At 54.5% G+C, this 22,564-nt stretch carries 19 protein-coding genes, 1 tRNA gene, 1 pseudogene and 1 CRISPR repeat array; of the genes and pseudogenes, 11 read left to right on the top strand and 10 right to left on the bottom strand.

All coding sequences use genetic code 11. The features are described from left to right. Positions 1-183 precede the first annotated feature (183 nt). Positions 184-917 (bottom strand): annotated as a pseudogene (locus tag GRI39_RS05290) (IS5 family transposase). Positions 918-1,254: 337 nt separating this feature from the next. Between GRI39_RS05290 and GRI39_RS05285 the strand changes: the two are divergent. Further along, positions 1,255-1,431 carry a hypothetical protein gene (locus tag GRI39_RS05285; protein WP_160738686.1) on the top strand — a complete coding sequence of 59 codons (177 nt, stop codon included), beginning with the start codon at positions 1,255-1,257 and terminating at the stop codon, positions 1,429-1,431. Positions 1,432-1,922: 491 nt separating this feature from the next. Here GRI39_RS05285 and GRI39_RS05280 read toward each other — a convergent pair whose 3' ends face one another. Together GRI39_RS05280 and GRI39_RS05275 are read right to left on the bottom strand one after the other, a co-directional pair. Further along, positions 1,923-2,942, bottom strand: a complete 1,020-nt coding sequence (locus tag GRI39_RS05280) for a contractile injection system protein, VgrG/Pvc8 family (protein WP_160738685.1) — start codon at positions 2,940-2,942, stop codon at positions 1,923-1,925. Then, positions 2,935-3,315: a phage tail protein gene (locus GRI39_RS05275; protein WP_160738684.1), complete on the bottom strand. Its 381-nt coding sequence runs from the start codon at positions 3,313-3,315 to the stop codon at positions 2,935-2,937. Before GRI39_RS05275 ends, GRI39_RS05280 begins: the two co-directional genes overlap by 8 nt. Before the next feature lie 793 nt (positions 3,316-4,108). Between GRI39_RS05275 and GRI39_RS14450 the strand changes: the two genes are divergently transcribed. The 5 genes from GRI39_RS14450 to cas2 all read left to right on the top strand — a co-directional run bounded on the left by GRI39_RS14450 (position 4,109) and on the right by cas2 (position 9,913). Continuing rightward, a complete protein-coding gene (locus GRI39_RS14450; protein WP_211371464.1) occupies positions 4,109-4,249 on the top strand; it encodes a hypothetical protein in 141 nt (46 codons plus the stop codon). Next, positions 4,242-4,655, top strand: coding sequence for a type II toxin-antitoxin system death-on-curing family toxin (locus GRI39_RS05270; RefSeq protein ID WP_211371463.1), 414 nt, complete (start codon positions 4,242-4,244; stop codon positions 4,653-4,655). Before GRI39_RS14450 ends, GRI39_RS05270 begins: the two co-directional genes overlap by 8 nt. Positions 4,656-5,359: 704 nt before the next feature. Continuing rightward, on the top strand, positions 5,360-8,554 hold the full coding sequence (gene cas9, locus GRI39_RS05265) for a type II CRISPR RNA-guided endonuclease Cas9 (protein WP_160738682.1): 3,195 nt from the start codon (positions 5,360-5,362) through the stop codon (positions 8,552-8,554). A 76-nt stretch (positions 8,555-8,630) separates the two neighbouring features. Next, positions 8,631-9,569, top strand: a complete 939-nt coding sequence (gene cas1, locus GRI39_RS05260) for a type II CRISPR-associated endonuclease Cas1 (protein ID WP_160738681.1) — start codon at positions 8,631-8,633, stop codon at positions 9,567-9,569. After that, entirely contained in the window at positions 9,569-9,913 is a 345-nt protein-coding gene (gene cas2 / locus GRI39_RS05255; RefSeq protein ID WP_211371462.1) for a CRISPR-associated endonuclease Cas2, read from the top strand. The genes cas1 and cas2 overlap by 1 nt, the downstream gene beginning before the upstream one ends. 72 nt (positions 9,914-9,985) lie before the next feature. Then, positions 9,986-11,272: a CRISPR direct-repeat array (repeat unit 36 nt; unit sequence AGCATAGCAGTTCAGAAATCGCGGTCCAGCTGCAAC). Between the two features lie 55 nt (positions 11,273-11,327). On the opposite strand, the gene GRI39_RS14820 is transcribed toward cas2, so the two are convergent. Further along, positions 11,328-11,723 carry a hypothetical protein gene (locus GRI39_RS14820; RefSeq protein ID WP_425482325.1) on the bottom strand — a complete coding sequence of 132 codons (396 nt, stop codon included), beginning with the start codon at positions 11,721-11,723 and terminating at the stop codon, positions 11,328-11,330. A gap of 111 nt (positions 11,724-11,834) precedes the next feature. Here GRI39_RS14820 and GRI39_RS05250 point away from each other — a divergent pair, with 111 nt between their 5' ends. Then, positions 11,835-12,194 carry a hypothetical protein gene (locus GRI39_RS05250; RefSeq protein WP_160738680.1) on the top strand — a complete coding sequence of 120 codons (360 nt, stop codon included), beginning with the start codon at positions 11,835-11,837 and terminating at the stop codon, positions 12,192-12,194. After that, positions 12,172-12,789: a tyrosine-type recombinase/integrase gene (locus tag GRI39_RS05245; protein ID WP_160738679.1), complete on the top strand. Its 618-nt coding sequence runs from the start codon at positions 12,172-12,174 to the stop codon at positions 12,787-12,789. Before GRI39_RS05250 ends, GRI39_RS05245 begins: the two co-directional genes overlap by 23 nt. A gap of 67 nt (positions 12,790-12,856) precedes the next feature. Here GRI39_RS05245 and GRI39_RS05240 read toward each other — a convergent pair. Continuing rightward, positions 12,857-12,931, bottom strand: a tRNA-Asn gene (locus GRI39_RS05240). A 74-nt stretch (positions 12,932-13,005) separates the two neighbouring features. Further along, on the bottom strand, positions 13,006-13,800 hold the full coding sequence (locus GRI39_RS05235) for an NAD kinase (RefSeq protein WP_160738678.1): 795 nt from the start codon (positions 13,798-13,800) through the stop codon (positions 13,006-13,008). A gap of 107 nt (positions 13,801-13,907) precedes the next feature. On the opposite strand from GRI39_RS05235, the gene GRI39_RS05230 reads away from it, so the two are divergent. Continuing rightward, a complete protein-coding gene (locus GRI39_RS05230; RefSeq protein ID WP_160738677.1) occupies positions 13,908-15,218 on the top strand; it encodes a bifunctional diguanylate cyclase/phosphodiesterase in 1,311 nt (436 codons plus the stop codon). A 25-nt stretch (positions 15,219-15,243) separates the two neighbouring features. Here the strand turns inward: GRI39_RS05230 and mfd are convergent, their stop codons facing one another. The 4 genes from mfd to GRI39_RS05210 all read right to left on the bottom strand — a co-directional run bounded on the left by mfd (position 15,244) and on the right by GRI39_RS05210 (position 20,788). Then, the gene (mfd, locus tag GRI39_RS05225; RefSeq protein WP_160739206.1) at positions 15,244-18,744 is read right to left on the bottom strand and encodes a transcription-repair coupling factor; all 3,501 of its coding nucleotides are present in this window, start codon (positions 18,742-18,744) and stop codon (positions 15,244-15,246) included. Positions 18,745-18,899: 155 nt separating this feature from the next. Next, the gene (locus GRI39_RS05220; RefSeq protein WP_160738676.1) at positions 18,900-19,784 is read right to left on the bottom strand and encodes a pirin family protein; all 885 of its coding nucleotides are present in this window, start codon (positions 19,782-19,784) and stop codon (positions 18,900-18,902) included. Continuing rightward, positions 19,781-20,497, bottom strand: coding sequence for a glutathione S-transferase (locus tag GRI39_RS05215; protein ID WP_160738675.1), 717 nt, complete (start codon positions 20,495-20,497; stop codon positions 19,781-19,783). Before GRI39_RS05215 ends, GRI39_RS05220 begins: the two co-directional genes overlap by 4 nt. Positions 20,498-20,500: 3 nt before the next feature. Beyond that, positions 20,501-20,788 carry a BolA family protein gene (locus tag GRI39_RS05210; protein ID WP_160738674.1) on the bottom strand — a complete coding sequence of 96 codons (288 nt, stop codon included), beginning with the start codon at positions 20,786-20,788 and terminating at the stop codon, positions 20,501-20,503. Between the two features lie 50 nt (positions 20,789-20,838). On the opposite strand from GRI39_RS05210, the gene GRI39_RS05205 reads away from it, so the two are divergent. Next, on the top strand, positions 20,839-21,420 hold the full coding sequence (locus GRI39_RS05205; RefSeq protein ID WP_160738673.1) for a DnaJ domain-containing protein: 582 nt from the start codon (positions 20,839-20,841) through the stop codon (positions 21,418-21,420). A gap of 144 nt (positions 21,421-21,564) precedes the next feature. Further along, on the top strand, positions 21,565-22,554 hold the full coding sequence (cobS, locus tag GRI39_RS05200) for a cobaltochelatase subunit CobS (RefSeq protein ID WP_425482324.1): 990 nt from the start codon (positions 21,565-21,567) through the stop codon (positions 22,552-22,554). Positions 22,555-22,564 lie beyond the last annotated feature (10 nt).

The raw sequence follows: 22,564 nt of genomic DNA, 5'->3' as shown, positions 1-22,564 counted from the left end.
TGTCAGGAGTGTTTTATGAAGCGAAGACACTGAGCAGCAAAAAGCCCCGGGAAGCAATGCTTTCCGAGGCTTTTGAATGCTGGAGCTATATAATGGCTCCCCGAGTTGGGGCAACAGACCGGCTCAACTCTGGTTTTTCCGGTGTCTAACTGAGCTTCAGCGTTAACCAAAACCTGCCGTGCCCTACGCGGCGTGGACAAATTTGAGCCAGTATCTGGCGATGGCGAGATGGACCATTCCGAGGAAGCTGTTGGCCAGTTGGTCATATCGGGTGGCGATGGCGCGGTTGATCTTGAGCTGCTCGAACATGCGCTTGATGCGGTTGCGCTGCTTGTAGAGCGCCCGGTTATGCTCGATCTTCACGCGGCGGCTTGATCGACCGGGAATGACAGCCTCGATCTTTCGTTCGCCGAGGTCGGCGCGGATAGCGTCGGCATCATAGCCTTTGTCGGCGAGCAAAGCGTCCGGCGTGCGCTCGGGTAAATCGATCAGGGCGTCATATGCTTTACAATCTGCCGCTTCTCCACCAGTCAGAATGAAGGCAAGCGGTCGTCCGAGGGCATCAGCCAGGCAGTGAAGCTTACTGGTGAACCCGCCCCGCGAGCGGCCAAGAGCGCGTCGATGAGTCCCCCTTTTCCGCCCGCTGCCGAAACGTGGGCGCGGACTGTGGTGCTGTCGATGCTGTAGTGGCCGCTGTCCGCCATGATCTTGGCTAGCGTCACGGCAACGGTCTCCCAGACCCCGACCTCGCTCCAGCGTCGGAACCGCCGATAGATGGTGTTCCAACTGCCATATTTGGGCGGGACATCGCGCCATGGCGCTCCGCACCGGAGCCGCCAGAGAATGCCGTTGATGATCGAGCGGTTCTGTTCGGGTGGCCTGCCTCGACCACGGTTCCCAGGTTCGATGGGCAGCAAGCCTTTCAAAATGCGCCATTCTGCTTCGGTCAGATCGCCCCGGCTCAAGCCTACCTCCAAAAAGCAGGCTTGAATCAACCATCTGCCTCGACGTCAATCAAATCTCGATGCAGCGAATAGCATGTTGCGGCCGTGCGCGAGGCGACTATTCTTCATGTATGGAGCATTCTTCCCTTATCGCATTTTTGAATGGAGATTTCGCGCCCGAAGCCTTCGGGCGCGAAATCTCGAACGAGGTCAATGCCTGCGAGCATGGCTTCAAGACTGAGGGCATGGGCTACATCATGGTGCCTGACGGACCTACCCAAGTGATCACGCACGCAGGCTCCTTGAAGCGATGTTTTCGGACCAACTGACCTTTCTCGCGGCGAACTACACCGCCGATTGCCTGATGATGAGCGACAATTTTGACTTTGCCGATGAGGCTGTTGCCGATGCGATAGCGTTTGTTGCGGACGACAGCAGACCGCCAACGCACGATGAAACAGAAACCGCGATTGCAGCGCTCAGCTAGGCTGGAATTTGTCCACGACGCCTAGACTAAACGTCTAACGTGATATTTTGCAGTTTTGTTGGGAAGCGCGCGTCGAAAAAATTGCTCTTTGGAAGGCCATTGTACCATTACGCCAGGATCTTGTGGTTGCTGAGGCTGAATTTTTAATTTCGACTTTTCAGATGTTTGTTTCTCGATTTAGGAAATTTGAGCCATTTTAAAATATTAACCATTAAAATTATATGGCTGGCACGCTATACGTAGCTTAAGGCTATTAAACACTCGCCATTCAATAGAATTGTGAGATGCTTTTAACTTAATCAGCCAAGAGGGTCGCATCTCTTTGCGTGGTTAATTTTCATGAAGAAAAAAATCTGCTATTATCTCGGTCATAAAATAGATCGTAAGCACGTGTCGCATAACGGCGCGGATTATAGAACTACTTGCATGCGCTGCAAAAAGCCGATGATCCGAGATTGGGATGGTTGGCGTGAAGAATACATCACACTCTCTCAGCGGGAGGCCTGAAGCGCCAGACGGCTTTTCAATCCGCCGCTGCCATTCATTGAATGCTCGGCCTCTTCGACGATCCAACTGCGCGCATCGACCTCAGATTTGAAGCCTGTGAGCGTGATCGGCCGCTCTGGAAAGAGATCCGGCCGCCCCAGAGGCAGATCTAGCGTGATACGCGCTTTGGCCCGGCCGATGCGGCTATCTTCAGCTTGCGCTGCCTGCCGGGCATCGGCCTCGTTCGCATATACCTTGCGTAGACGCTTCGGCTTGCCGGTTTCGCCACCGCCGACTTGAACTGTCTTGCGCTCACCGCTGGCCTTGTCATGCCAGACGGCCGTGACAAGGCCATAGCTTTCGCGCTCGATGCGCTGGTAGTCTGCTGAAGCGGTTGCCGCGCGCTCTATGGTTTCAATGGGCAGGCTTTTGCCGCCGGTGCTCATTCCGCTGCCGACCGGCCCGAAGATAAGCCGGCCAGCCTTGACCGTGGCGACGGCATCGAAGCGTTTGCCCAGTGCCAGAAGGAGTGCGGCATCGCTCTTTGCACCCGGCCCGAGGGCGGGAATGACCCGGCTGCCCAGATTAGCATCAAGTGTTAGTGCAAGCCCATTGTCACCAGCGATCGCACCCAGAATTTCACTCAGCGCTTTGCCGACAAAGGATCGGTCCCGGCGCACCCTGAAGGCATCGGTAAAGTCAGCGCTGCGGGCGCGGATTGTTATGTGATCGGGTGGGCCTTGCCATTGAGCCTCATCGACTTTGAAGCTGCCCTTGGCGACTAGCCCCTTGGGCAGACCAGAGCCTTTTTCCCAGCCCATGCTGACTGTCAGGCGCGCGCCGGAAGGAGGAAGTTCCATCAAGCCATCGCTATCGTGCATGACGATATCGAGCTGGTCGACCTCTTCGGCTCGCTTTTCACGGATGCTGGCAGAGATCAGGCGCGGATTAATTTTGGCGGTCAGATCCTCACCATCAAGCTCGACGCGCCAGCTGGCAACGGGAAGGCTGAAAGCGTCAGCCATCGGCACGCTCAAGCGAAAGAGTAAAGTCACTGGCACGCGGCGCGCCATCGACAAAGAACAGCGATTGCGTAACTTCAAGGCTACGAATGAAGAAGGTGCCCAGGATCTCGCCATAGCCTGATGTGAGTGTGTAAGCTTCGCCCTTATCAGCCATCGTCCTGATTGTTTCGGTCGAGGAATAGGATCCGATATTCTCGCCCGGGTAAAGCTTGCCGGTTACCTCCACCGTTTCCGTGCTCGGTCCCAGAAACTGGCTGGCTGGGCGCACACCATAGCGTTCGCCTTCACCATAGCGCCATTCCGAGCGGCGGCGCAGTTCCTGATAGGGCAGGGTGCCCGTTTCAAAAACGAACATGTCGAGTGTCATCAGCATGAGGTTTTATCCATCGTCATCATCGGCAAAGGTGGAGCGGTTTTGCGCGGCTCAGCTTCAGCGATTATCGCTCGAGCGCACCCGGCGCTTCGGGTTAATATCTATTTCAGTTGCCTTAGGCTGAATGGTCAGTCTTCTTCAGCGACCTCGATGGCAGCTATTAGTAGTTTTCTTGAAAAAGCCGACATCCCGGACACGACCTCGTTGCGGACGTGACCCAAACGGCTATAAATGCTTCGAAACAAAGGAATGGTGAGCTTGGGGCGCATCGTAACATTTCGGAACTTCGCTGTTGTTGTCGGGCTCTGCTTGACCGCATCCGCGTGTATGGCGCTGGCTCCTCTCGTCAATCCGCATGTGGCACTCTTCCCATTCATCGCAGTCAATTGGGTGCTTTGGATTCTCGTAGCGGGTGTCTTTCGCCGCTCTAAGGCAGAATGGGTCTCACATGTAGAAAGCGTTTGGTGGGATAGACTTACGTCACTCGCGTTAGTCTCGTTCACACTGGCAGGTTTCTTCGCAATTTATCACGGGGACACTCTCATTCACGCTGGAGACCTTGCGCAGTCGCAATGAGGTAAATCAGTTCGAGCAGCGCAATGGCGGCTTTCCACGACCTTTCTGCCGTTAACCCGATCGGCCCGTAAATTTGAAAGCAGACTAACCGAAAACACTACGCGCTTCTCTCGCTTAGCGCATGGACAAACACCGATTGAAGTTTTGCTGCCTTTCCACTATGTAAGTTCGAGATTTATGCAGTCAGCAACGTGCTCTGGCATGTGAGGAGTTGGTTATGGTCGCGCTGAAAAAAGAACAGGAACCGGCGAAGCCAACTTTCCCTGCGCACCCTGCTGTGAAAGATGTTTGCGCAGAAGATCTGTTCCGCCGCACGATGGATCGCTTCCCCAAAACGATGGCCCGCCTTGGTGAATGAGCCTCGCTGGTTAAGCGTTGATGACCTGATCACATTCAACCGGCTCGCCGTCCAACAGACTGGCGAGCCGTTTTCGATACGTGACCAGAAGTTGCTTGAAAGCGCTTGGGCGAAACCACAAAACCACAAAACCACAAAACCACAAAACCACTGGCACTATGGCGAGCAGGACATTGTGCTGCTGGCTGTTCAACTGCTTCTCGACATTGCCCGCGATCACCCTTTTGAGCAGGGAAATAAGCGAACCGCATTCGCCGCTGCTGACGCATTCCTATATCTGAATGGCTATGAAATGCATGCGCCGGACGGCACCCCGCTAGCAGACTTGATCGTTCAAGCCATCACGGGCGATGTCGACGAAGCCATGCTCATCTCTGCCGTCGCGTGGTCCACTAAGGCGATCTGACAGCCACCTTCGCTGGGGCAATCCTCACGCTCGCAGCCAGCCTTCTGCCATACTACCTCCACATACTTAGCGTCGCGCTATAGCGGCAGCGACAGTAAACCGATCTCCAATTGCAACCCCCAGCAAACGCAATTCACTCCCCCCTTGCCTGCCTGCTTTTTGTGTGGGTTTTCGTGCAGTGAGGAATTTATCTTGCGGAACGGGAAAGCTGAATTCTCAGGTTCGATTGCAGTTTTATGCGAATTGCGAATTCGCGCACCGAACGGCAGATTTGCTCTTAGAATTTGGCTATTTGATAAAGCCATAATGCATCAGATGAAACGGGGGCCGTAGCCCCCGCCTTATTTGGTGCAGTTAAGCTGCTTGTTCACAACCAGACCTGCGATTTCTGAAGTTTCAAATCTCGTCAATCGCCAGCTTAAAGTCAAGAGACAAATAAACTGGCCTGGATGCAACTACATCACCTGCTACAATCAAAATAGATTCCAGAGATCTGTTTTTAGTCGGAAGCAGTTGTGGACGCTGTTTCCTCATAATACGCATTGTTTTCCCAAACTATCATCAACATATTTTGGTAGCCGCGAGAGGTAAGGCTTGAAATCCTTACCTCTCGCGGCGCAATCTTCCATTGACACTGCAACCTAAGGCCGTAAAAATAGAAGTCAACATAAAATTGATTGTAGTCAGGTGATATAGGGGGTGAAATGAAGCGTGGATCCATTCGTCTCGGTCTTGATATTGGCACTAATTCTATAGGGTGGTGCCTATATGACGGCGATACAATTCGTGACATCGGGGTGCGAATATTTTCTGATGGACGGGATCCTAAATCTGGTGCCAGTCTGGCAGTTGACCGGCGTGATGCGCGAGCGATGCGGCGGCGGCGTGATCGCTATTTAGGGCGGCGTTCGGCACTGGTTGAGCAACTCGTAGTGAGGGGCTTGCTGCCGAAAGAGAAAGAGGCGGCAACTGATCTTCATGGTGAAGACCCATATACCCTTCGTGTACGGGCCTTAGACGAAAAACTCGAACCTCATCAGATTGGACGTGCGCTGTTCCATTTGAACCAGCGCCGTGGGTTCAAATCCAACCGGAAAGCGGACCGTGTTTCAAACGCCAATGAGGATGGCAAGATTGCGAGTGGCACTAAAGCGCTTGACCAGGCGATGATGGATGCTGGCGCGCGTACATTGGGCGAGTTCTTGCATGGCCGCGAAACAAAACGTGTGCGAATGCGGCCTGAGGCTGATGGATATGACTTTTACCCAGATCGCAAGCATTACGAACAGGAGTTCGAGGCAATCTGGAGTGCGCAGGCACCATACTATCCAGCTCTGTTGAGTAAGGAAGAAAAAGCTGCGATCCATCGCATCATCTTTTTCCAACGACCTTTGAAAGCTCAAGTTGTAGGAAAATGCAGCTTTGCCGGATGGTATGGTATTCCTGATGATGAGAGGCGCTTGCCTAAGGCGCATCCTCTGTTTCAGCAGCGCCGATTGTATGAAGAGGTCAACCAGCTCGAAGTGGTGTCAGCTGGCGCTCCTTCGCGCAAGCTGACGCTGGACGAACGCGATAAGCTCATTCTGAAGTTGCAGGATAAGAAAAAGGTTACTTTTAAGGCGCTTGGAAAACTCATTAAGCTCAAAGAAGCAGAGCGTTTCAATAAAGAAAGTGAGAATCGTAAGGAACTGATCGGAGACGAAATCCGCGCCGAACTGATGGATAAAAAACGGTTCGGTCCGCGCTGGACAACCTTTTCAGCTGATCAGCAGTGGAAAATTATCGATCGGCTGATGAATGAGGAAAGTACCGAGCGGCTGCTGGCCTGGTTGAAAGAAAACTATGGCCTGGATCAGGAGGTGGCAGAATCCGTGGCAAATGCCCATCTTCCAGAAGGGTATGGGCGGTTTGGAATTACTGCAACCACCGCACTTCTAGACCAGCTTCGGGCTAATGTCGTCACATATTCCCAAGCTGCCGAAGGCGCAGGTTATCACCATAGTGATTTCCGCGATGGTCAGGAACACCGGGAATTGCCTTATTACGGTGAGGTGCTTGCTCGTGAAATCGCACCGGGTAAAGAGGATTATACGGATAAGCTTGAGCGCCAATGGGGCAAGATCACCAATCCAACCGTTCACATTGGCCTCAACCAATTGCGCAAGCTGGTGAATGCGATCGTCCGTAAATATGGCCGGCCCGACTATATCTATGTCGAACTGGCACGTGAACTGAAGCTAAACGAAAAACAGAAAGCCGAGCATAATCGCCGCATCAAGCAAACCACCGATGCTGCGGCAGCGCGGAGCGAGAAGCTGAAAGAAATCGGCCAGCGCGATAATGGTGGCAACCGAATGTTGCTACGCATCTGGGAACAGCTAAACCCTGCTAATCCGCTCGATCGGCGCTGTCCCTATTGCGGGGAAATGATCTCGCTGGAAATGTTGATGAATGGATCGGCGGATGTCGATCATATCATTCCCTATTCCCGCTGCCTTGATGACAGTGTGGGGAATAAGGTTGTTTCGCATACGCACTGCAATCGGCAGAAGGGCAATCGTACTCCATGGGAACAATGGGGCCAAACGGAGCGCTGGCCGATTGTTCAGGATCAGGTCGCAAGGTTGCACAAATCCAAACAATGGCGTTTCGGCCCGGATGCAATGGAGCGGGTGGACCGCGACGGCGGGTTTATTGCCCGCCAGTTGACCGACACCCAATATCTCTCCCGCTTGGCAGGTAAATATCTTTCAAGCCTTTATACGCCTGACGAAGGCCGCCGGGTCTACGCCATAACCGGGCGGATGACCGCGATGCTGCGTCGCCTGTGGGGGTTAAACGATATTCTGCCTGATCATAATTGGGTAGAAAATGAACATAGCAATGCGCCGAAAAATCGTCTCGATCACCGCCATCACGCGATTGACGCGGCAGTGGTTGGGATAACAGATGCGGCGATGATCCAAAAAATTGCAACGGCTGCGGGGCGTGCAGAGGAGCGTGATCTTGATCGCCAGTTTCTTGATCTTGAACGCCCATGGGATGGTTTTCGGGAAGATCTGCGCGAAAAGCTGTTTGCAACGACGGTCAGCTTCAAGCCTGACCACGGGCGAAAAGGTAAGCCCGAGAAGGATCATGATGTTACATCCGGCCGCCTGCATAACGATACAGCCTACGGATTAACCGGCCGGACAAATGCCAAGGGTGTGCCCATCGTGGTAACACGTAAACCCTTGCTCAGCCTGAAGCCGAAAGACCTGATCGATCCCGAACGTATGCCTGACAGCCATTTGCAGGAAGCCTTATATGAAGCGACCCGCGGCACCAGTGGCAAGGCGTTTGAAAATGCTTTGCGCCAATTTGCAAAGCAAGACGGCCCTTTCAAAGGCATCCGGCGTGTCCGGTTAACGGAGCCGCTCAATGTTATTCCAATCCGGGATAAAGAGGGCCGGGCCTACAAGGCGGTCAAAGGTGATGCCAACGCTCGGTTTGACGTGTGGCGCCTGCCTGATGGAAAATGGGTGACAAAGTGGAAAGATCGCGATGGTCAGGAACAATCAAGCATCATCTCGATGTTCGATGCACATCAGCGCAATTTCAAGCCAGCCAAACCGCATCCAGCGGCAAAGAAGGTACTGAGTTTACGCCAGAATGATTTGCTGGCGGTGGAACGCGATGGCGACAAACCTGAGATTATGAGAGTGATAAAGTTTGGAGGGAATGGTCAGATATTTTTAGCTGAAGACAATGAGGCCGGAGCGTTAAAAAATAGAGACGCGGATTCACAAGATCCTTTTAAGTACACAAGCGCAATGGCGGGATCGTTGAAGAAAATGAAAGCCCGCCAAATCCGGATTGATGAACTCGGCCATATTCATGACCCGGGGCCGCGTGATTGATATTAGATAGTTTAACCGATCACTTACTTTATTCTCATAAAGTTTGCCTGAAGGCAGTAAGGCGAGCGGATGAAACATGGATCGTATCGTTGATGTCGCTACTGATAAGGTTCATCTGTCTGCGTATCGCGGATTGCTGATTGTCACCCTTGATCATGAAGAGATTGGTCGCGTAGCGCTGGATGACATCGCAGCCATTATTGTCCACGCTCATGGTGTGACCTGGACAACCAATCTGGTTGTGAAATTGGCTGAACGTGGTGCGTTGATGGTACTTTGTGCGGCCAATCACGCACCTGTTGCGATGACGATCCCGATCGAAGGGCACCATGCCCAGAATGCCCGGTTTCGAGCGCAGTGGGAATCTACTCTACCTTTCCGCAAACAGGCTTGGAAAACTGTGGTGCAAGCCAAAATTCGTAATCAGGGTAGTTTGCTGAGTGCGCTCGGCCGTGAAGAGGGTGAGGCATTAGGGCATATTGCTGACCGGGTACGTTCAGGAGATAGCGCCAACGCGGAAGCTCAAGCTGCACGGCGATATTGGCCGGCGCTGCTTGGCCGTGATTTCAGGCGAGATCGGGATGCCGGCGGTGCCAATGCATTGCTCAATTATGGCTATACAGTGATGCGTGCCGCCGTTACTCGAGCGATTGTCGCGGCAGGTCTGCATCCCACCATCGGGCTGCACCATGCCAATCGGCTCAATGCTTTTGCCCTTGCAGATGATCTGGTGGAGCCGTTCAGGCCACTGGTGGATGCGGCTGTCCAGCAAATGACAAGCAGCGGCGATAGTGAGTTGAACGGGCTGGCAAAGGCGCGTTTGGCGGCGCTTCTTTCCGCTGATTTGGACATGCAGGGTAGTAATACGCCTGTCATTGTAGCGATGCAGCGTCTGGCCCAGTCTCTGGCAATGAGCTTTGAGCAGAAGAAACAAAATCTCACATTATTTCAACCACTCACTCCACTGGCCTGGAATGCGGTTGCATCTCACATTCCCGATTCAGCGATACGGTGATGGCCTATGACGATATGCATCTTAGCGGGTATCGACTGATGTGGATTCTGGTAATGTTCGACTTGCCTGTTGGCACTCGGGAGGAATCGCGCGCAGCCACAAAGTTCCGAGAATATTTGCTCGACGAAGGCTTTGAAATGAGCCAGTTTTCTATCTATGTTCGCTTCTGCTCGGGTAAAGAACAATATGAAGCTTATGTCAGGCGAATTGAGCGCAATCTTCCCGATAAGGGCGACATTCACATTCTGGGTTTTACGGACCGGCAATATGAAAACATCATACGCTTCAATGGCCAATCACGAAGGCGGCAGCGCAAGAATCCCGGTCAGCTTGCCCTTTTTTGATGATTCAGCGCTTTTTTACTATCCCCGATGTGGCGGAAAAAGATTTATTTTCAATCTTTTAGTGCCACATCGAGCATAGCAGTTCAGAAATCGCGGTCCAGCTGCAACCACATATGGCAGCACTGACACATCCATCGTAGCATAGCAGTTCAGAAATCGCGGTCCAGCTGCAACACGATCGAACGCGAGGAAAGCGACTGGATCAGCATAGCAGTTCAGAAATCGCGGTCCAGCTGCAACCCGGCAAGGTCATCACCTGCAACTGCGGCGAGCATAGCAGTTCAGAAATCGCGGTCCAGCTGCAACTCAAAGGGAGAGCAAAAGGATCGCCTTCAAAGCATAGCAGTTCAGAAATCGCGGTCCAGCTGCAACAGGGGGACCGTTCCTGCGCCAGGCGCTCAAGCATAGCAGTTCAGAAATCGCGGTCCAGCTGCAACTTTGGGCTATCCTTGGCCATTTCCTGAGCAAGCATAGCAGTTCAGAAATCGCGGTCCAGCTGCAACTCACCAGTGGTGAGGGTAAAGTCCCTATCCAGCATAGCAGTTCAGAAATCGCGGTCCAGCTGCAACATGCTGGGCAATGAGCGAGTGGAACGAGAGAGCATAGCAGTTCAGAAATCGCGGTCCAGCTGCAACCTTCAGCCCCAAGGGCAACGCATACAAATAGCATAGCAGTTCAGAAATCGCGGTCCAGCTGCAACTGGAGATCGAGCATCGTTATAAAATATATTAGCATAGCAGTTCAGAAATCGCGGTCCAGCTGCAACTTACTCGATGCGAAATGCGAAAAAGGATGAAGCATAGCAGTTCAGAAATCGCGGTCCAGCTGCAACAGCTGAGCAGCTGCGCCAGCGCATAGATCGAGCATAGCAGTTCAGAAATCGCGGTCCAGCTGCAACTGAGATATGGCTTTCCAGCACCATCGCTCTAGCATAGCAGTTCAGAAATCGCGGTCCAGCTGCAACGCGCCGACGGAACGGGATCACCGCGCGTCCAGCATAGCAGTTCAGAAATCGCGGTCCAGCTGCAACAGTAATTTTGTGGGGTGGTTGTGCTGCACGAGCATAGCAGTTCAGAAATCGCGGTCCAGCTGCAACCGCCAGGTTCTGGAGAGATATTCGGCCCAAGCATAGCAGTTCAGAAATCGCGGTCCAGCTGCAACAAATCTGGCTTGTTTGCCCAATGCGCGGAAAGCATAGCAGTTCAGAAATCGCGGTCCAGCTGCAACCAGTAAAATGTGGAGAATATCATCATGGACAGCATAGCAGTTCAGAAATCGCGGTCCAGCTGCAACAAAGGTCACAGCGAGGACGTGTAAGCGCCCAGCATAGCAGTTCAGAAATCGCGGTCCAGCTGCAACTTCAAAACTGAGCCTACCGACTTTGTGCGGAGCATAGCAGTTCAGAAATTGTAATTCACCTTGACTGCTGTTTCCATATCAAGTGGCGAGCACGAGATATGACGAACTCGCGCTTTGCCTTGAACGGTAAGGGTGCTTTGAGAACCTCTGCTGGCGTTGGTATGAATGTCGCTCGGCCTAGCAGTGCTGTGACACCGTTCTGCAGATCAACCTTTGCAACGTGCTTCAGCACCATTTTGAATATGTCGAGGAGGGCGAGAGCTTCTTCCTTTGATGGTCGCTTGCCTGATATTGCTAGCGACAGCAGGCTGATCTGCTGTTCAATATCTGTCTCACTCGCCAATGGCAGCTCTGGAATGTTGTCCAGGTACTCCTGCAGCCGCTGAGCTGTTTTTGGACCTATCACAGGGCTTTCACCGCTGAGCAGCAGATCTTGCAGTTTGGGCGGCAAGTGTGGCCAGGACGAAGGGATCGCTGGGTCCGTCTGTGTCGTTGGGGGCTCAGCATATGAGCCGCCACAACAAAGCGCACAGCGCCACTGAACCCGCTTCCGATACCGCCTGTGCAACGATCTGAGCCGAAGCTGCCCGTTCGCCGTGCGAAACCCGGCACGCTCGATGACTTGGTTGATTATTACTACAGCCCCATCACGCGCCTTGGGCCGACCCAGATCACGCAACAGAAGGTGATGGCGGTGATCGAAGATTTCCGCAAAGGGCGGGGCGATCGGATGGTGAAGGACGTTCGCTTTCATCACCTTGATGCGATCATCGCTAAAAAGCGTGAAGAGACCATTGGTTCAAACGAAGGCCGGAATACGGCCGACCGGTGGTGTGCACGCTGCACGCAAATTACGCAAAGAGCTGATCCGCCTATTCGGCTTCGCCAAGAAGATCGGCATGATCGATCACAACCCGGCTGAAGACACCGATATCGTTCGGGAGCGCCGGGAAGAAAAAACTGGCGGCTTCCATTGCTGGACAGAAGAAGAGATCAACACATTTCGCGCACGTTGGCCAATTGGCAGCCGTGAACGTTTGGGCATGGAATTGATTCTCTGGACCGATCAGCGCCGAAGCGATGTCGTGCGCATGGGGAGGGAGCAGATCAAGGATGGCCGTATTCCTGTGGTGCAGGAAAAGACCGGCAAGCGCCTGTGGTTGCCGCTGGCACCGCAACTGGTTGAAGCGATTGTGGCTATGAAGCCGCATGAGACGAGCCCGTCCTGCTTTCTCATCACCAAAAAGGGGACGCCATTCACCAAAGAGAGCTTTGGCAACTTCTTCCGCCGGGCATGTTCTGAAGCGGGTTTAGATCATTGCTCAGCCCATGGGCTGCGCAAAGCTACTCTGCGTCGTATGGCTGAGCTGGAAATGGCAAATTCATCCATGAAGTCTGTCAGCGGTCAGACGCGTGATGAAACGCTGGCGGAATATATCCGCACGGCTAATCAGAAGGCACTTGCAGAGAGTGCGATCAACCAACTTTCAAAGTGGGAGAAAGCTCAAAGTGTCTAACTTGATGAAGAAGTTAGACACTGAAGGGGCTGCAAAGGGCTGGAACACTACACTTTCAGAGAAAGTGTGGCTCCCCGAGTTGGATTCGAACCAACGACCAAGTGATTAACAGTCACCTACTCTACCGCTGAGCTATCGGGGAGCAGCCCCTGCGGGTGGAGCGGCGTATATGGGGGGGTGAAAGTTTTGACAAGGGGGTTTTTGCGAGAATTTCACTCAGACGATGAATTGTTCTGTCACGATCCGCTCATCGAGGCTGTGGCCAGGGTCGAAAAGTAATGTAAGTTCTTGAGTTTGTGAGATTTCTAAATGAACTTCGGCAATGTCACGAATTTCCCATTGGTCCGCAACAGCGGCAACAGGGCGCTTGTCAGGTTCCCGGATACGAAAGGTCACTTTGCTACGATCAGGAAGAATCGCACCGCGCCAGCGTCGTGGGCGGAATGGACTGATAGGGGTGAGGGCCAGCATATGGGAATCCAGCGGAAGAATCGGACCGTTGGCGGACAGGTTATACGCTGTAGATCCGGCTGGTGTGGCCAGAAGAATCCCATCACAGGCTAATTCTGCGATGCGTGGCTTGCCATTCACGAGCACTTCGATCTTGGCCGTCTGCCGCGTTTCGCGCAGCAAAGACACTTCATTGATAGCGCAATATTGATGACTTTCACCGTCCTGAGTGATGGCAGTCATAACCAGAGGTGAAACCGCTATGGATCGCGCTTTGGCAATTTTTTGCGTTGGTGTGCGGCTACTATGATAGCGATTCATGAGAAAGCCGACTGTGCCAAGGTTCAGCCCGTAAGCTGGTATCACACGGTTTTCGCGCAACATCTTATGCAGAACATGCAGCATGAAGCCATCTCCACCAAGCACGACCACAGCGTCAGCCTCTTCGACCGGAACCCAATCGCCTGAGCGCTTCAGTTCGGTAGCGGCATTTTGTGCACGTTCGGATGGCGATGCCAGCAGGGCCAGCTTTTCGTAGTGATTCTTGTTGCCAGAGGACATGAATCCCCTCCTTTCCCAGGGTTCCCCCTTACTGTAGCGCCGTCCCGATTTGCAACGCACTCACTATTGTTAGAGATTTTTGTCCCGATGTCGGCAACCACATTCTGATGTTGAGCCCCATCATGTATGACGATGAACTGCAGCGTGATTTGTTGACCGGTTTGGTTTCCGGCTTTTCCGCTATGGAAGCAATCGATTCCTGGCGCGGAGAAGCGGGGGAGCGTCCCTTCGTTCATGCTACGCTGATTGGGCTCAACCGGTTTGATACGGTCAATCTTGCTTATGGCGAAGAAGCTGGTGACAGTGCTTTGGTTGAAGTGGCTGCCCGTATCCAGCGATTTGCTGAAGGTGACGCGGTTGGGCCTGTGTTGGTTTCGCGGATCAAGGGCGGCAGTTTCCTGCTCGCCAGCTCCAAGCCTTGCAGCCGGGAACGGTGGCAATGGCTGGCGGAAGAACTGTTGGAGCGTATTGCGGTTCCGATCCGTAATCCTGAAGCAGGAATCGTCAGATTGTCACCTCGTGCAGTGCTTTATGGCGGCGTGATAGATTCTGCGGGTGAGATGTTTGCCCACCTCGAAGACGCGCAAAGGAGCCTGCAGGTTCAATCGGGTGCGCGATTATTATGGGCTGATCGCAATATCATGTTAGCAGGGCGGCCAACGCAATTGCTCGAAGCCGATCTTTTGACGGCGCTCGACCGGGATGAAATTCAAATCTTCTACCAGCCACAATTCTCTGCGGCTGATGGGAAGTTGCTGGGAGCAGAAGCGCTGGCGCGTTGGCAACATCCTGAATTAGGGCGCATCGGTGCCACGGCTCTGTTTGCCATAGCTGAGCGGGCCGACCATGTGAGCCAATTATCCCGCCATATTGTTCGCAAGGCGATTGCTGGGGCAGTGCCCTGGCCCAAATCCTTGCGCCTTTCACTCAATGTCACGCCTGCTGATCTGGCGTCGGGCAATTTTGCGGAAGAGTTTATCGCGACAGTCAATGATGCTGGCTTTCCGATTGAACGCCTTACCCTGGAAATTACCGAACATACGCTGGTGACCGAGTTGGATCGTTCAGCCATGCAATTGGCGCAATTGGCAGCATTGGGAATGCGGATTGCATTGGATGATTTCGGTGCTGGATTCTGCAATTTTCGCTATCTCAAGCAATTGCCGCTCCATTATTTGAAGCTTGACCGCTCAATGGTGGAAGGCATCACCCATGATGCACGCGACCTTGCGGTGTTTCGTGGTATCATCGCCATGGCCCAAGCGCTCGACCTTCTCGTCATAGCTGAGGGGATCGAGACTGCCGAGCAACTCAGTGTCATCGCAGAAGAAGGCTGTGAGAGTTATCAGGGTTTCCTGAGCGCAAGGCCGATGACAGGGGAAGATTTTCAAAGGCTTGTGGCGAAGACTTCACTGTGACTTGAGCGACTGTAGGCCATCGGCATCAGGCGCTGGCTTCCGCTTTGGCCTGACGCTTTTTTGCCTTGCGGGCGACCCCGCTCAAACCCTTGGTGAGTTGGTATAATCCGTTCAGGCGGCTCTGCGGGTCGCCCCATGCCCGGTTGATGACAAGCTTCATATCCGGCCGCAATTTGGCGGTCCCTTTCAACCGGTCCACATAGGCGATCAGGCCGGCAGGATCGGGGAAGTCGTCATTGTGGAAGGTTACCAGCGTGCCCCGTGCCCCGACATCGATCTTCGCAATATGCGCATCGATAGCCTGATGCTTGATTTCGATCAGGCGGATAAGGTTTGATGTTGCACTCGGCAAAGCGCCGAAGCGGTCGATCATTTCGGCGGCCATGCTTTCAACCTCGGCCTTGGTGTCGGCATCGTTCAGACGGCGATAAAGCGCCATACGGACGGCGAGATCAGGCACATAATCATCCGGGATCATGATCGGCGCATCGACAGTGATCTGTGGTGACAGGCCGGACGTGCTCTTTTCCAACCCATGATCGCCAGCCTTTACGGCTAAAATGGCGTCCTCCAGCATGGATTGGTACAGTTCGAAGCCAACTTCCTTGATATGGCCGGACTGTTCATCACCCACCAGATTGCCGGCTCCGCGAATGTCGAGATCATGGCTGGCGAGCTGGAAGCCTGCACCAAGACTGTCGAGATCACCGAGAACCTTCAGGCGCTTTTCGGCCACTTCTGGCAGTGTTTGGTCTTTGGGCGTGGTGAGATAGGCATAGGCACGCAATTTAGAACGGCCCACACGGCCCCTCAACTGATAGAGCTGGGCGAGGCCGAAACGATCCGCACGGTGGATGATGATGGTGTTGGCAGACGGAATATCCAGGCCACTTTCCACAATGGTAGTGGAGAGAAGCACATCATATTTCTTTTCGTAGAAGGCGCTCATCCGCTCTTCCACTTCGGTGGGCGTCATCTGACCATGGGCGGTGACGACTTTCACTTCCGGCACCGTATTGCCGATCCATTCTTCCAACTCAGCCATGTCGGAAATGCGCGGCACGATAATGAAGCTCTGGCCGCCGCGATGATGTTCGCGCAGCAGCGCTTCGCGCATCACCATTTCATCCCATTCCATCACATAGGTTCGCACAGCAAGGCGATCGACTGGCGGGGTCTGGATGGTGGAGAGGTTACGCAGGCCGGTCATAGCCATTTGCAGCGTGCGCGGAATCGGCGTGGCAGTGAGCGTGAGGACGTGCACATCTGCCCGCAATTGCTTTAGCTTCTCCTTGTGGTTCACGCCAAAACGCTGTTCTTCGTCAACAATTACAAGGCCTAAGCGATTGAACTTTACGCTCTTTGATAAGATAGCATGTGTTCCAACCACAATGTCGATCGTGCCGTTTTCGAGGCCTTCGCGCGTTTCCTTGGCTTCCTTGGCGGGCACCAGGCGGGAGAGGCGGCCAATGTTGAGCGGGAAGGTGGAAAAGCGGTCGCAGAAGTTCTGATAATGCTGGCGAGCGAGCAGGGTGGTGGGGGCAATCATCACCACCTGATATCCGGCCATCGCCGCTATGAAGGCTGCACGCAGGGCTACTTCAGTCTTGCCGAAACCTACATCACCGCAGACGAGGCGGTCCATCGGTTTGCCATCGCCCAAGTCGCCCATGACATCCTGGATAGCCGCTTCCTGATCTTCCGTTTCATTCCAGGGAAAGCGATCAACAAATTGATTATAAGAGCTTTCTTCCGGTTGAATGACGGGAGCTTGTTTCAGCGCGCGCCTTGCAGCGGTGGCCAGAAGTTCACCCGCAATGGCCTGAATACGCTCTTTCAGTTTCGCTCGGCGTTTTTGCCATGCCTCACCGCCGAGACGGTCAAGCCCAACGCCTTCTTCACTGCTCCCATAGCGCGAGAGGACGTCGATGTTCTCAACCGGGATATAGAGCTTATCGCCGCCATGATATTGCAGCATCACGCAATCATGCTGGCTCTTGCCAACCGAAACAGGTTCAAGGCCGAGATATTTGCCGATGCCATGGTCCATATGGACCACCAGATCACCCCGACTGAGCGCTTGTAGCTCGGCCAGAAAAGCGTCGGAATCCTTCTTCTTCTTGCGCCGGCGGACCAGGCGATCACCCAGCAGATCCTGCTCTGTGATGACTTCAATCTGATCGTTGGAAAAGCCGGTGTCGAGCGGCAGGATCATCGCTGCCGCTTTGCCCTTGGCCGATGCGCCGAGCGCTTCCTGCCAACTCTCGACCAGTGCAAGCGGCGTGCCTGCTTCCTCAATGATCGAAGCAATGCGGCTGCGCGAACCCTTGGAATAGGCGGCCAGCAGTGGTCTGCGGCCCTGAACGCCTACGCCTTTGAGGAATTTTGCTGCCGCTTCATAGACATTCACGCCTTGCGAGCGTTCAGGGGTGAAATCGCGGGCCGATTTGAACCCGAAATCCATCACCCGGTCGCTTTCCGGTTCGGCAAAGATGCCGGTGCGGTGGACTGGCCATTCGCCAATTTTGGCCGCAAATTCTTCCGGGCTGAGATAGAGCGCATCCTGTGGTAGCGGGCGGTAGGAGCCGGCTGCCTGGCCTGCCGTATCGGCACGTTGCTTGCGGTAATCGGCAATGTCGGTGAAGCGCTCTTCACCGGCTTGAAGCGCACCATTATCAATCACAATCACGTCATTCGAGGCAAGGTGATCGAATAAAGTGGCGAGCTTTTCTTCGAACATGGGCAGCCAATGTTCCATGCCCGCAAGGCGGCGGCCTTCGCTCACCGCCTGATAGAGCGGATCGCCGGTCGCATTGGCGCCGAATTTCTCCCGATAGCGGCTGCGGAAGCGTTTGATCGTGTCATCATCGAGCAAGGCTTCGCTGGCCGGAAGCAGCAGGTGATGGTCCAGTGTGGCAGTGGTACGCTGAGTGGCCGGATCGAACAGGCGCAGGCTTTCCAGCTCATCACCAAAGAAATCGAGCCGCAAACCCTGATCCAGACCGGACGGGTAAATGTCAAAGATAGACCCGCGCACGGCGAAATCGCCTGCATCCACCACCGTATCCACCCGCGCATAGCCTTGGCGACGGAGCAGGCCGGTCAGGCTTTCATGACCGATCTCAACGCCCGCTTTCAGCTCCCGCACATATTCACGGATGCGGAAAGGTGTGAGGACACGCTGGGTAACGGCATTGACCGTGGTTACGACAAGTTGTGCGCCCGTTGAGCCTGCTTGCAGGCGGTGCAGGGCGGACAGACGGCGGGCTGAGACGGACAGCGCGGGGCTGGCGCGGTCATAAGGGAGGCAATCCCAAGCCGGAAATTCGATCACATCCAGTTCCGGCGCAAAAAAGCGCGCTGCATCGGCCACTGCGCTCATCGCCTGCTCATCGGGCGCGATGAAGACTGCACGGCCTTTGGCGGCACGCGCCAGATCAGCCAGGACAAGCGGCTGCGCTCCACGGGCCACGGAAGCGAGGGTCAGCGGCTGAGACGCGTTCAGAATACGGGAGAGATCAGGCATAGAGGTTTTTAAATGTTCGCTCAGCGGCAGTTGGGGCAGGCCAGCAGACCCACGCATGGGACAAACCGGCCTCAATGCGGAGATTTGGGGCGCGCAAGCTTTAACGGCAAGAGTGCGACCTGTCGATTATCCTCTCAGGCAGGCCCAGAAGGTGGTTAAAGGTAGCTCACCGTTTTGGGTTTTTCGGGGAGGGGAATACGTTCATCTTCATCGCCCGGCACCACAGCAAAACGGCCTTCGCGCCAGTCTTCCTTGGCCTGATTGATCCGATCGCGGGAGGAGCTGACGAAGTTCCAGAACACATGCCGCTTGGTAGAAAAGGCTTCGCCACCCAGCAGCATGACCCGGCCACCATTTGTGCTGCGCATGGTCATCGGTTCACCCGGTTTCAGTATGAGCAGGCTAAACAATTCCATCTCCTGCCCATCAATGCTGGCATCGCCGCCGACGAGCATGACCGCGCGCTCTTCGCTGCGGGCATCAATCGGAATATAGCTCGCCGCTTGCAGCATGATCTCAGCATAAATCGTGTCGCAATAGGTCGTGGTGGGGGCGCATTTGCCCCACAGCGAACCCATGATGACTTTTGCCGTCACACCATTATCTTCCAGCATAGGCAGGTCGGCAATGCCCTCAAACGCGGGGGCGATTTCTTCCTGGCCATCAGGCAGGGCCAGCCATGTCTGCATTCCATAGAGCTTGGGTCGGCCGCTGCGTTCTTCCGGGGGCGTGCGTTCGGAATGGGTGATGCCGCTGCCAGCGGTCATCAGATTGACCTGTCCGGGGCGGATGGTGGCAAATGATCCGATACTGTCACGGTGGTCAATCGCCCCTTCGAACAGCCATGTAACCGTAGCCAGATTGATATGCGGGTGCGGGCGGACATCCATCGCCTGCCCCAAGGCCAATTCTGCCGGGCCAAATTCATCGACGAAGATAAACGGCCCCACCATGGTTCGCTTCCGCGCGGGGAGCGCACGGCGGACAGTGAAGCCGCCTAAATCATGGCTGGTCGGGGTCAGGGTCTGGATAATAGTCATCCTGCATCAAGCTCCGGATAATTGCGGAAAATGCCTTCGGTGCCAAAGGAGGCGCAGCGATCTGAGGAACGATAGGCCGCGATAGCGTCCAGCGCGAAGATCTGATCGCGGATGCTGTGGAGGCGGGGGTACTCTGGTGCCAAAGCGTTCATGCGCTTGGGGAACATGAAATGGAGGCCATCCAGTAGATAAGCGATGGACGTGTCGCCGGTGGACCAATCTTCGCCGCTCAAAAGCCAGTCACCATCATGGGCAGAAGCGACACGTTCAAAATGGCTCAGATATTTGGGAATGCGTTCTTCGCGGAAATGTTTCGCCGCCAGTTTCGCCGCGTCTTTCTGATCCTCGTAATAGAGGCTGGTGGAAATAGGGTGATGCACCGCGTGCACTTCTTCCACCATATCGGCAATGTCACACTGGAGCTGGTTCAAATAGCGAATGCCAGCAGCATCTTTGGGGCCAAGTCCGTGTTCCTGCGCAAGAAAAAGCAGGATATTGGGCGTTTGCGCGATGCTCTCACTGCCGGTTTCCAGCAGTGGCACCGCGAAAGCATGGCGTGTGTCCATGGCATCGAGATGCTGAGGGATTGCTGAAAAGCCATCCTCAACCTCGCGGGCGCGATCCTTGTAAGGAATTTGGGCAGCTTCGAGTGCAAGCCGGACAAACTCCCCTCGGCCGGGAAGTGTGGGCCAATACCAAAGATCATAGGCCATGGCTCACGCGCCTTTTTGTGCATCATCCGGCGCGAAGGCGCGAATGGCCAGGGCGTGAACCCGTTCACCGGGAATATCGCCCAGCGCATGATTGACCATGCGCTGGCGCTGGAGGCGGCTTTTGCCTGAAAATTCAGCGCTTTCAATCACCACGGTGAAATGGGATTCCCCGCTGCCATCATCGCCCGAATGGCCTGAATGCATGGCGCTATCGTTAATCACTTCGAGCCGGTCTGGCTTGAAGCTATTGGTCAGTAAATTGTGGATTTCTGTCTCTAACGGTCCGGCCATAATATCCTCAGGGGTTTTCAACGGGGCATTCTGTCCCCATCCTAATGAGCGTGAAGACGACAAAGTTCCATGGCCGATTTGAGTCCGAAGGTAGACAGTGTGAAAGACCCGGCTGCATCGCAGCGGGAGAATTTCGTGCGCCCGGTTCCTCTGGCCCAGGTTTTGACGGGCCGGGTAATTATCGTTGGTTCTGCCTCGATCATGTGCGCGAATTCAACGCTGGCTATGACTGGTTTGAGGGGATGAGCGCGGAAGAAATTCTCGATGCACAGGCCCCCACTGCCGGATGGCGGACGGAAAACCGGGTCTATCAAGGCATGGGCGCCGATACGCCGCGCTGGGCCGATTATGATGATCCGCTCGACGCAATCAACGGGCGAGCGCGTGATATAAGGCGCAGGGCGGCGGCAATGAATGCCGACCATGGCCGCTTCACCCCGCAGGAACGCGATGCGCTGACCGTGATGGGCCTTGCCTCAGACACGGATCAGCCCACTCTCCGCCGGCGTTATTCCGAATTGGTGCGGCAATATCACCCAGACCGCAATGGTGGGGATCGCCAGCATGAAGCCCGATTGCAGCGGGTGGTGGAAGCCTATCAGCTCCTGCGCCGGGCGGCCGCTTTTGTCTGAACCATTTCAATTGTTGCCAAGGGCTTCGCAGCTTGCTTCACTCTCCGTTGAATGGGGAAGGGCAACACAGCAGGGCCGGGGCCAGAGCATTTACGTGCTTTCCATGTTGCAGCCGCTCGCCTCCACGTCTACTCAAGCGCTGCCATGAACAATATGACCGAAACCAAGCCCCATAACGCTGACACCACCATCCTGGCCGCACCTGACATTGAAATGGATGTGCGCCAGACTTTTGGCATCGATATCGACATGAAAGTTCCGGCTTTTTCCAAAGCCGATGAACGCGTGCCTGATGTTGATGATAGTTACGTGTTTGACCCGGATACCACTCTCGCAATTCTGGCGGGCTTTGCGCATAACCGCCGCGTGATGGTGCAGGGCTATCACGGTACGGGTAAATCGACTCATATTGAACAAGTGGCAGCGCGTCTTAACTGGCCATGCGTGCGCATCAACCTGGATGCGCATATCAGCCGTATCGATCTTGTGGGCCGTGATGCGATTGTGCTGCGTGATGGTTTGCAGGTAACGGAATTTCGTGAAGGCTTGCTGCCATGGGCACTCCAGCACCCGGTTGCTCTGGTATTTGACGAATATGACGCAGGCCGCCCTGATGTGATGTTCGTGATCCAGCGTGTGCTGGAAACGGCCGGTAAGCTGACACTGCTCGATCAGAACCGGGTGATCCGTCCCAATCCTTTCTTCCGCCTGTTCGCCACTTCCAATACTGTTGGTCTTGGTGACACCAGCGGCCTTTATCATGGCACGCAGGCAATCAACCAGGGCCAGATGGACCGCTGGAACATGGTCGTTGGGCTGAACTATCTGCCAGCGGAAACGGAACTGAACATCGTTTCAGCCAAGACCACGCTGGATAAGGAAACCGTGGCCAACATGATTCGCGTGGCAGACCTGTCGCGTCAGGGTTTCGTGAATGGGGATATCTCCACCGTGATGAGCCCGCGGACGGTGATTAGCTGGGCGCAGAACACCGAAATCCTCGGCGATCTGGGCTTTGCTTTCCGCCTATCCTTCCTCAACAAATGTGATGAGGCTGAGCGCATGCTGGTAGCAGAATATTACCAGCGCGTGTTTGGTGTGGATCTGCCTGAAAGCGTTGTCAGCAAGGCTTAAGATCACATCG

Source organism: Altericroceibacterium indicum, assembly GCF_009828105.1.
GTDB lineage: Bacteria > Pseudomonadota > Alphaproteobacteria > Sphingomonadales > Sphingomonadaceae > Altericroceibacterium > Altericroceibacterium indicum.
This window is presented reverse-complemented; position numbering and strand designations above follow the sequence as displayed.

Bases quoted from the DNA above. Each gene is read 5' to 3' on its own strand.
- GRI39_RS05230 (WP_160738677.1), top strand. From the start codon at position 13,908: ATGTTGAGCCCCATCATGTATGACGATGAACTGCAGCGTGATTTGTTG.
- cas1 (WP_160738681.1), top strand. From the start codon at position 8,631: ATGGATCGTATCGTTGATGTCGCTACTGATAAGGTTCATCTGTCTGCG.
- GRI39_RS05235 (WP_160738678.1), bottom strand. From the start codon at position 13,800: ATGTCCTCTGGCAACAAGAATCACTACGAAAAGCTGGCCCTGCTGGCA.
- GRI39_RS14450 (WP_211371464.1), top strand. From the start codon at position 4,109: ATGGTCGCGCTGAAAAAAGAACAGGAACCGGCGAAGCCAACTTTCCCT.
- mfd (WP_160739206.1), bottom strand. From the start codon at position 18,744: ATGCCTGATCTCTCCCGTATTCTGAACGCGTCTCAGCCGCTGACCCTC.
- cas9 (WP_160738682.1), top strand. From the start codon at position 5,360: ATGAAGCGTGGATCCATTCGTCTCGGTCTTGATATTGGCACTAATTCT.
- GRI39_RS05275 (WP_160738684.1), bottom strand. From the start codon at position 3,315: ATGCTGATGACACTCGACATGTTCGTTTTTGAAACGGGCACCCTGCCC.
- cobS (WP_425482324.1), top strand. From the start codon at position 21,565: ATGAACAATATGACCGAAACCAAGCCCCATAACGCTGACACCACCATC.
- GRI39_RS05245 (WP_160738679.1), top strand. From the start codon at position 12,172: ATGATCGATCACAACCCGGCTGAAGACACCGATATCGTTCGGGAGCGC.
- cas2 (WP_211371462.1), top strand. From the start codon at position 9,569: ATGGCCTATGACGATATGCATCTTAGCGGGTATCGACTGATGTGGATT.
- GRI39_RS05280 (WP_160738685.1), bottom strand. From the start codon at position 2,942: ATGGCTGACGCTTTCAGCCTTCCCGTTGCCAGCTGGCGCGTCGAGCTT.
- GRI39_RS05215 (WP_160738675.1), bottom strand. From the start codon at position 20,497: ATGGCCTATGATCTTTGGTATTGGCCCACACTTCCCGGCCGAGGGGAG.
- GRI39_RS05220 (WP_160738676.1), bottom strand. From the start codon at position 19,784: ATGACTATTATCCAGACCCTGACCCCGACCAGCCATGATTTAGGCGGC.
- GRI39_RS05210 (WP_160738674.1), bottom strand. From the start codon at position 20,788: ATGGCCGGACCGTTAGAGACAGAAATCCACAATTTACTGACCAATAGC.
- GRI39_RS05285 (WP_160738686.1), top strand. From the start codon at position 1,255: ATGTTTTCGGACCAACTGACCTTTCTCGCGGCGAACTACACCGCCGAT.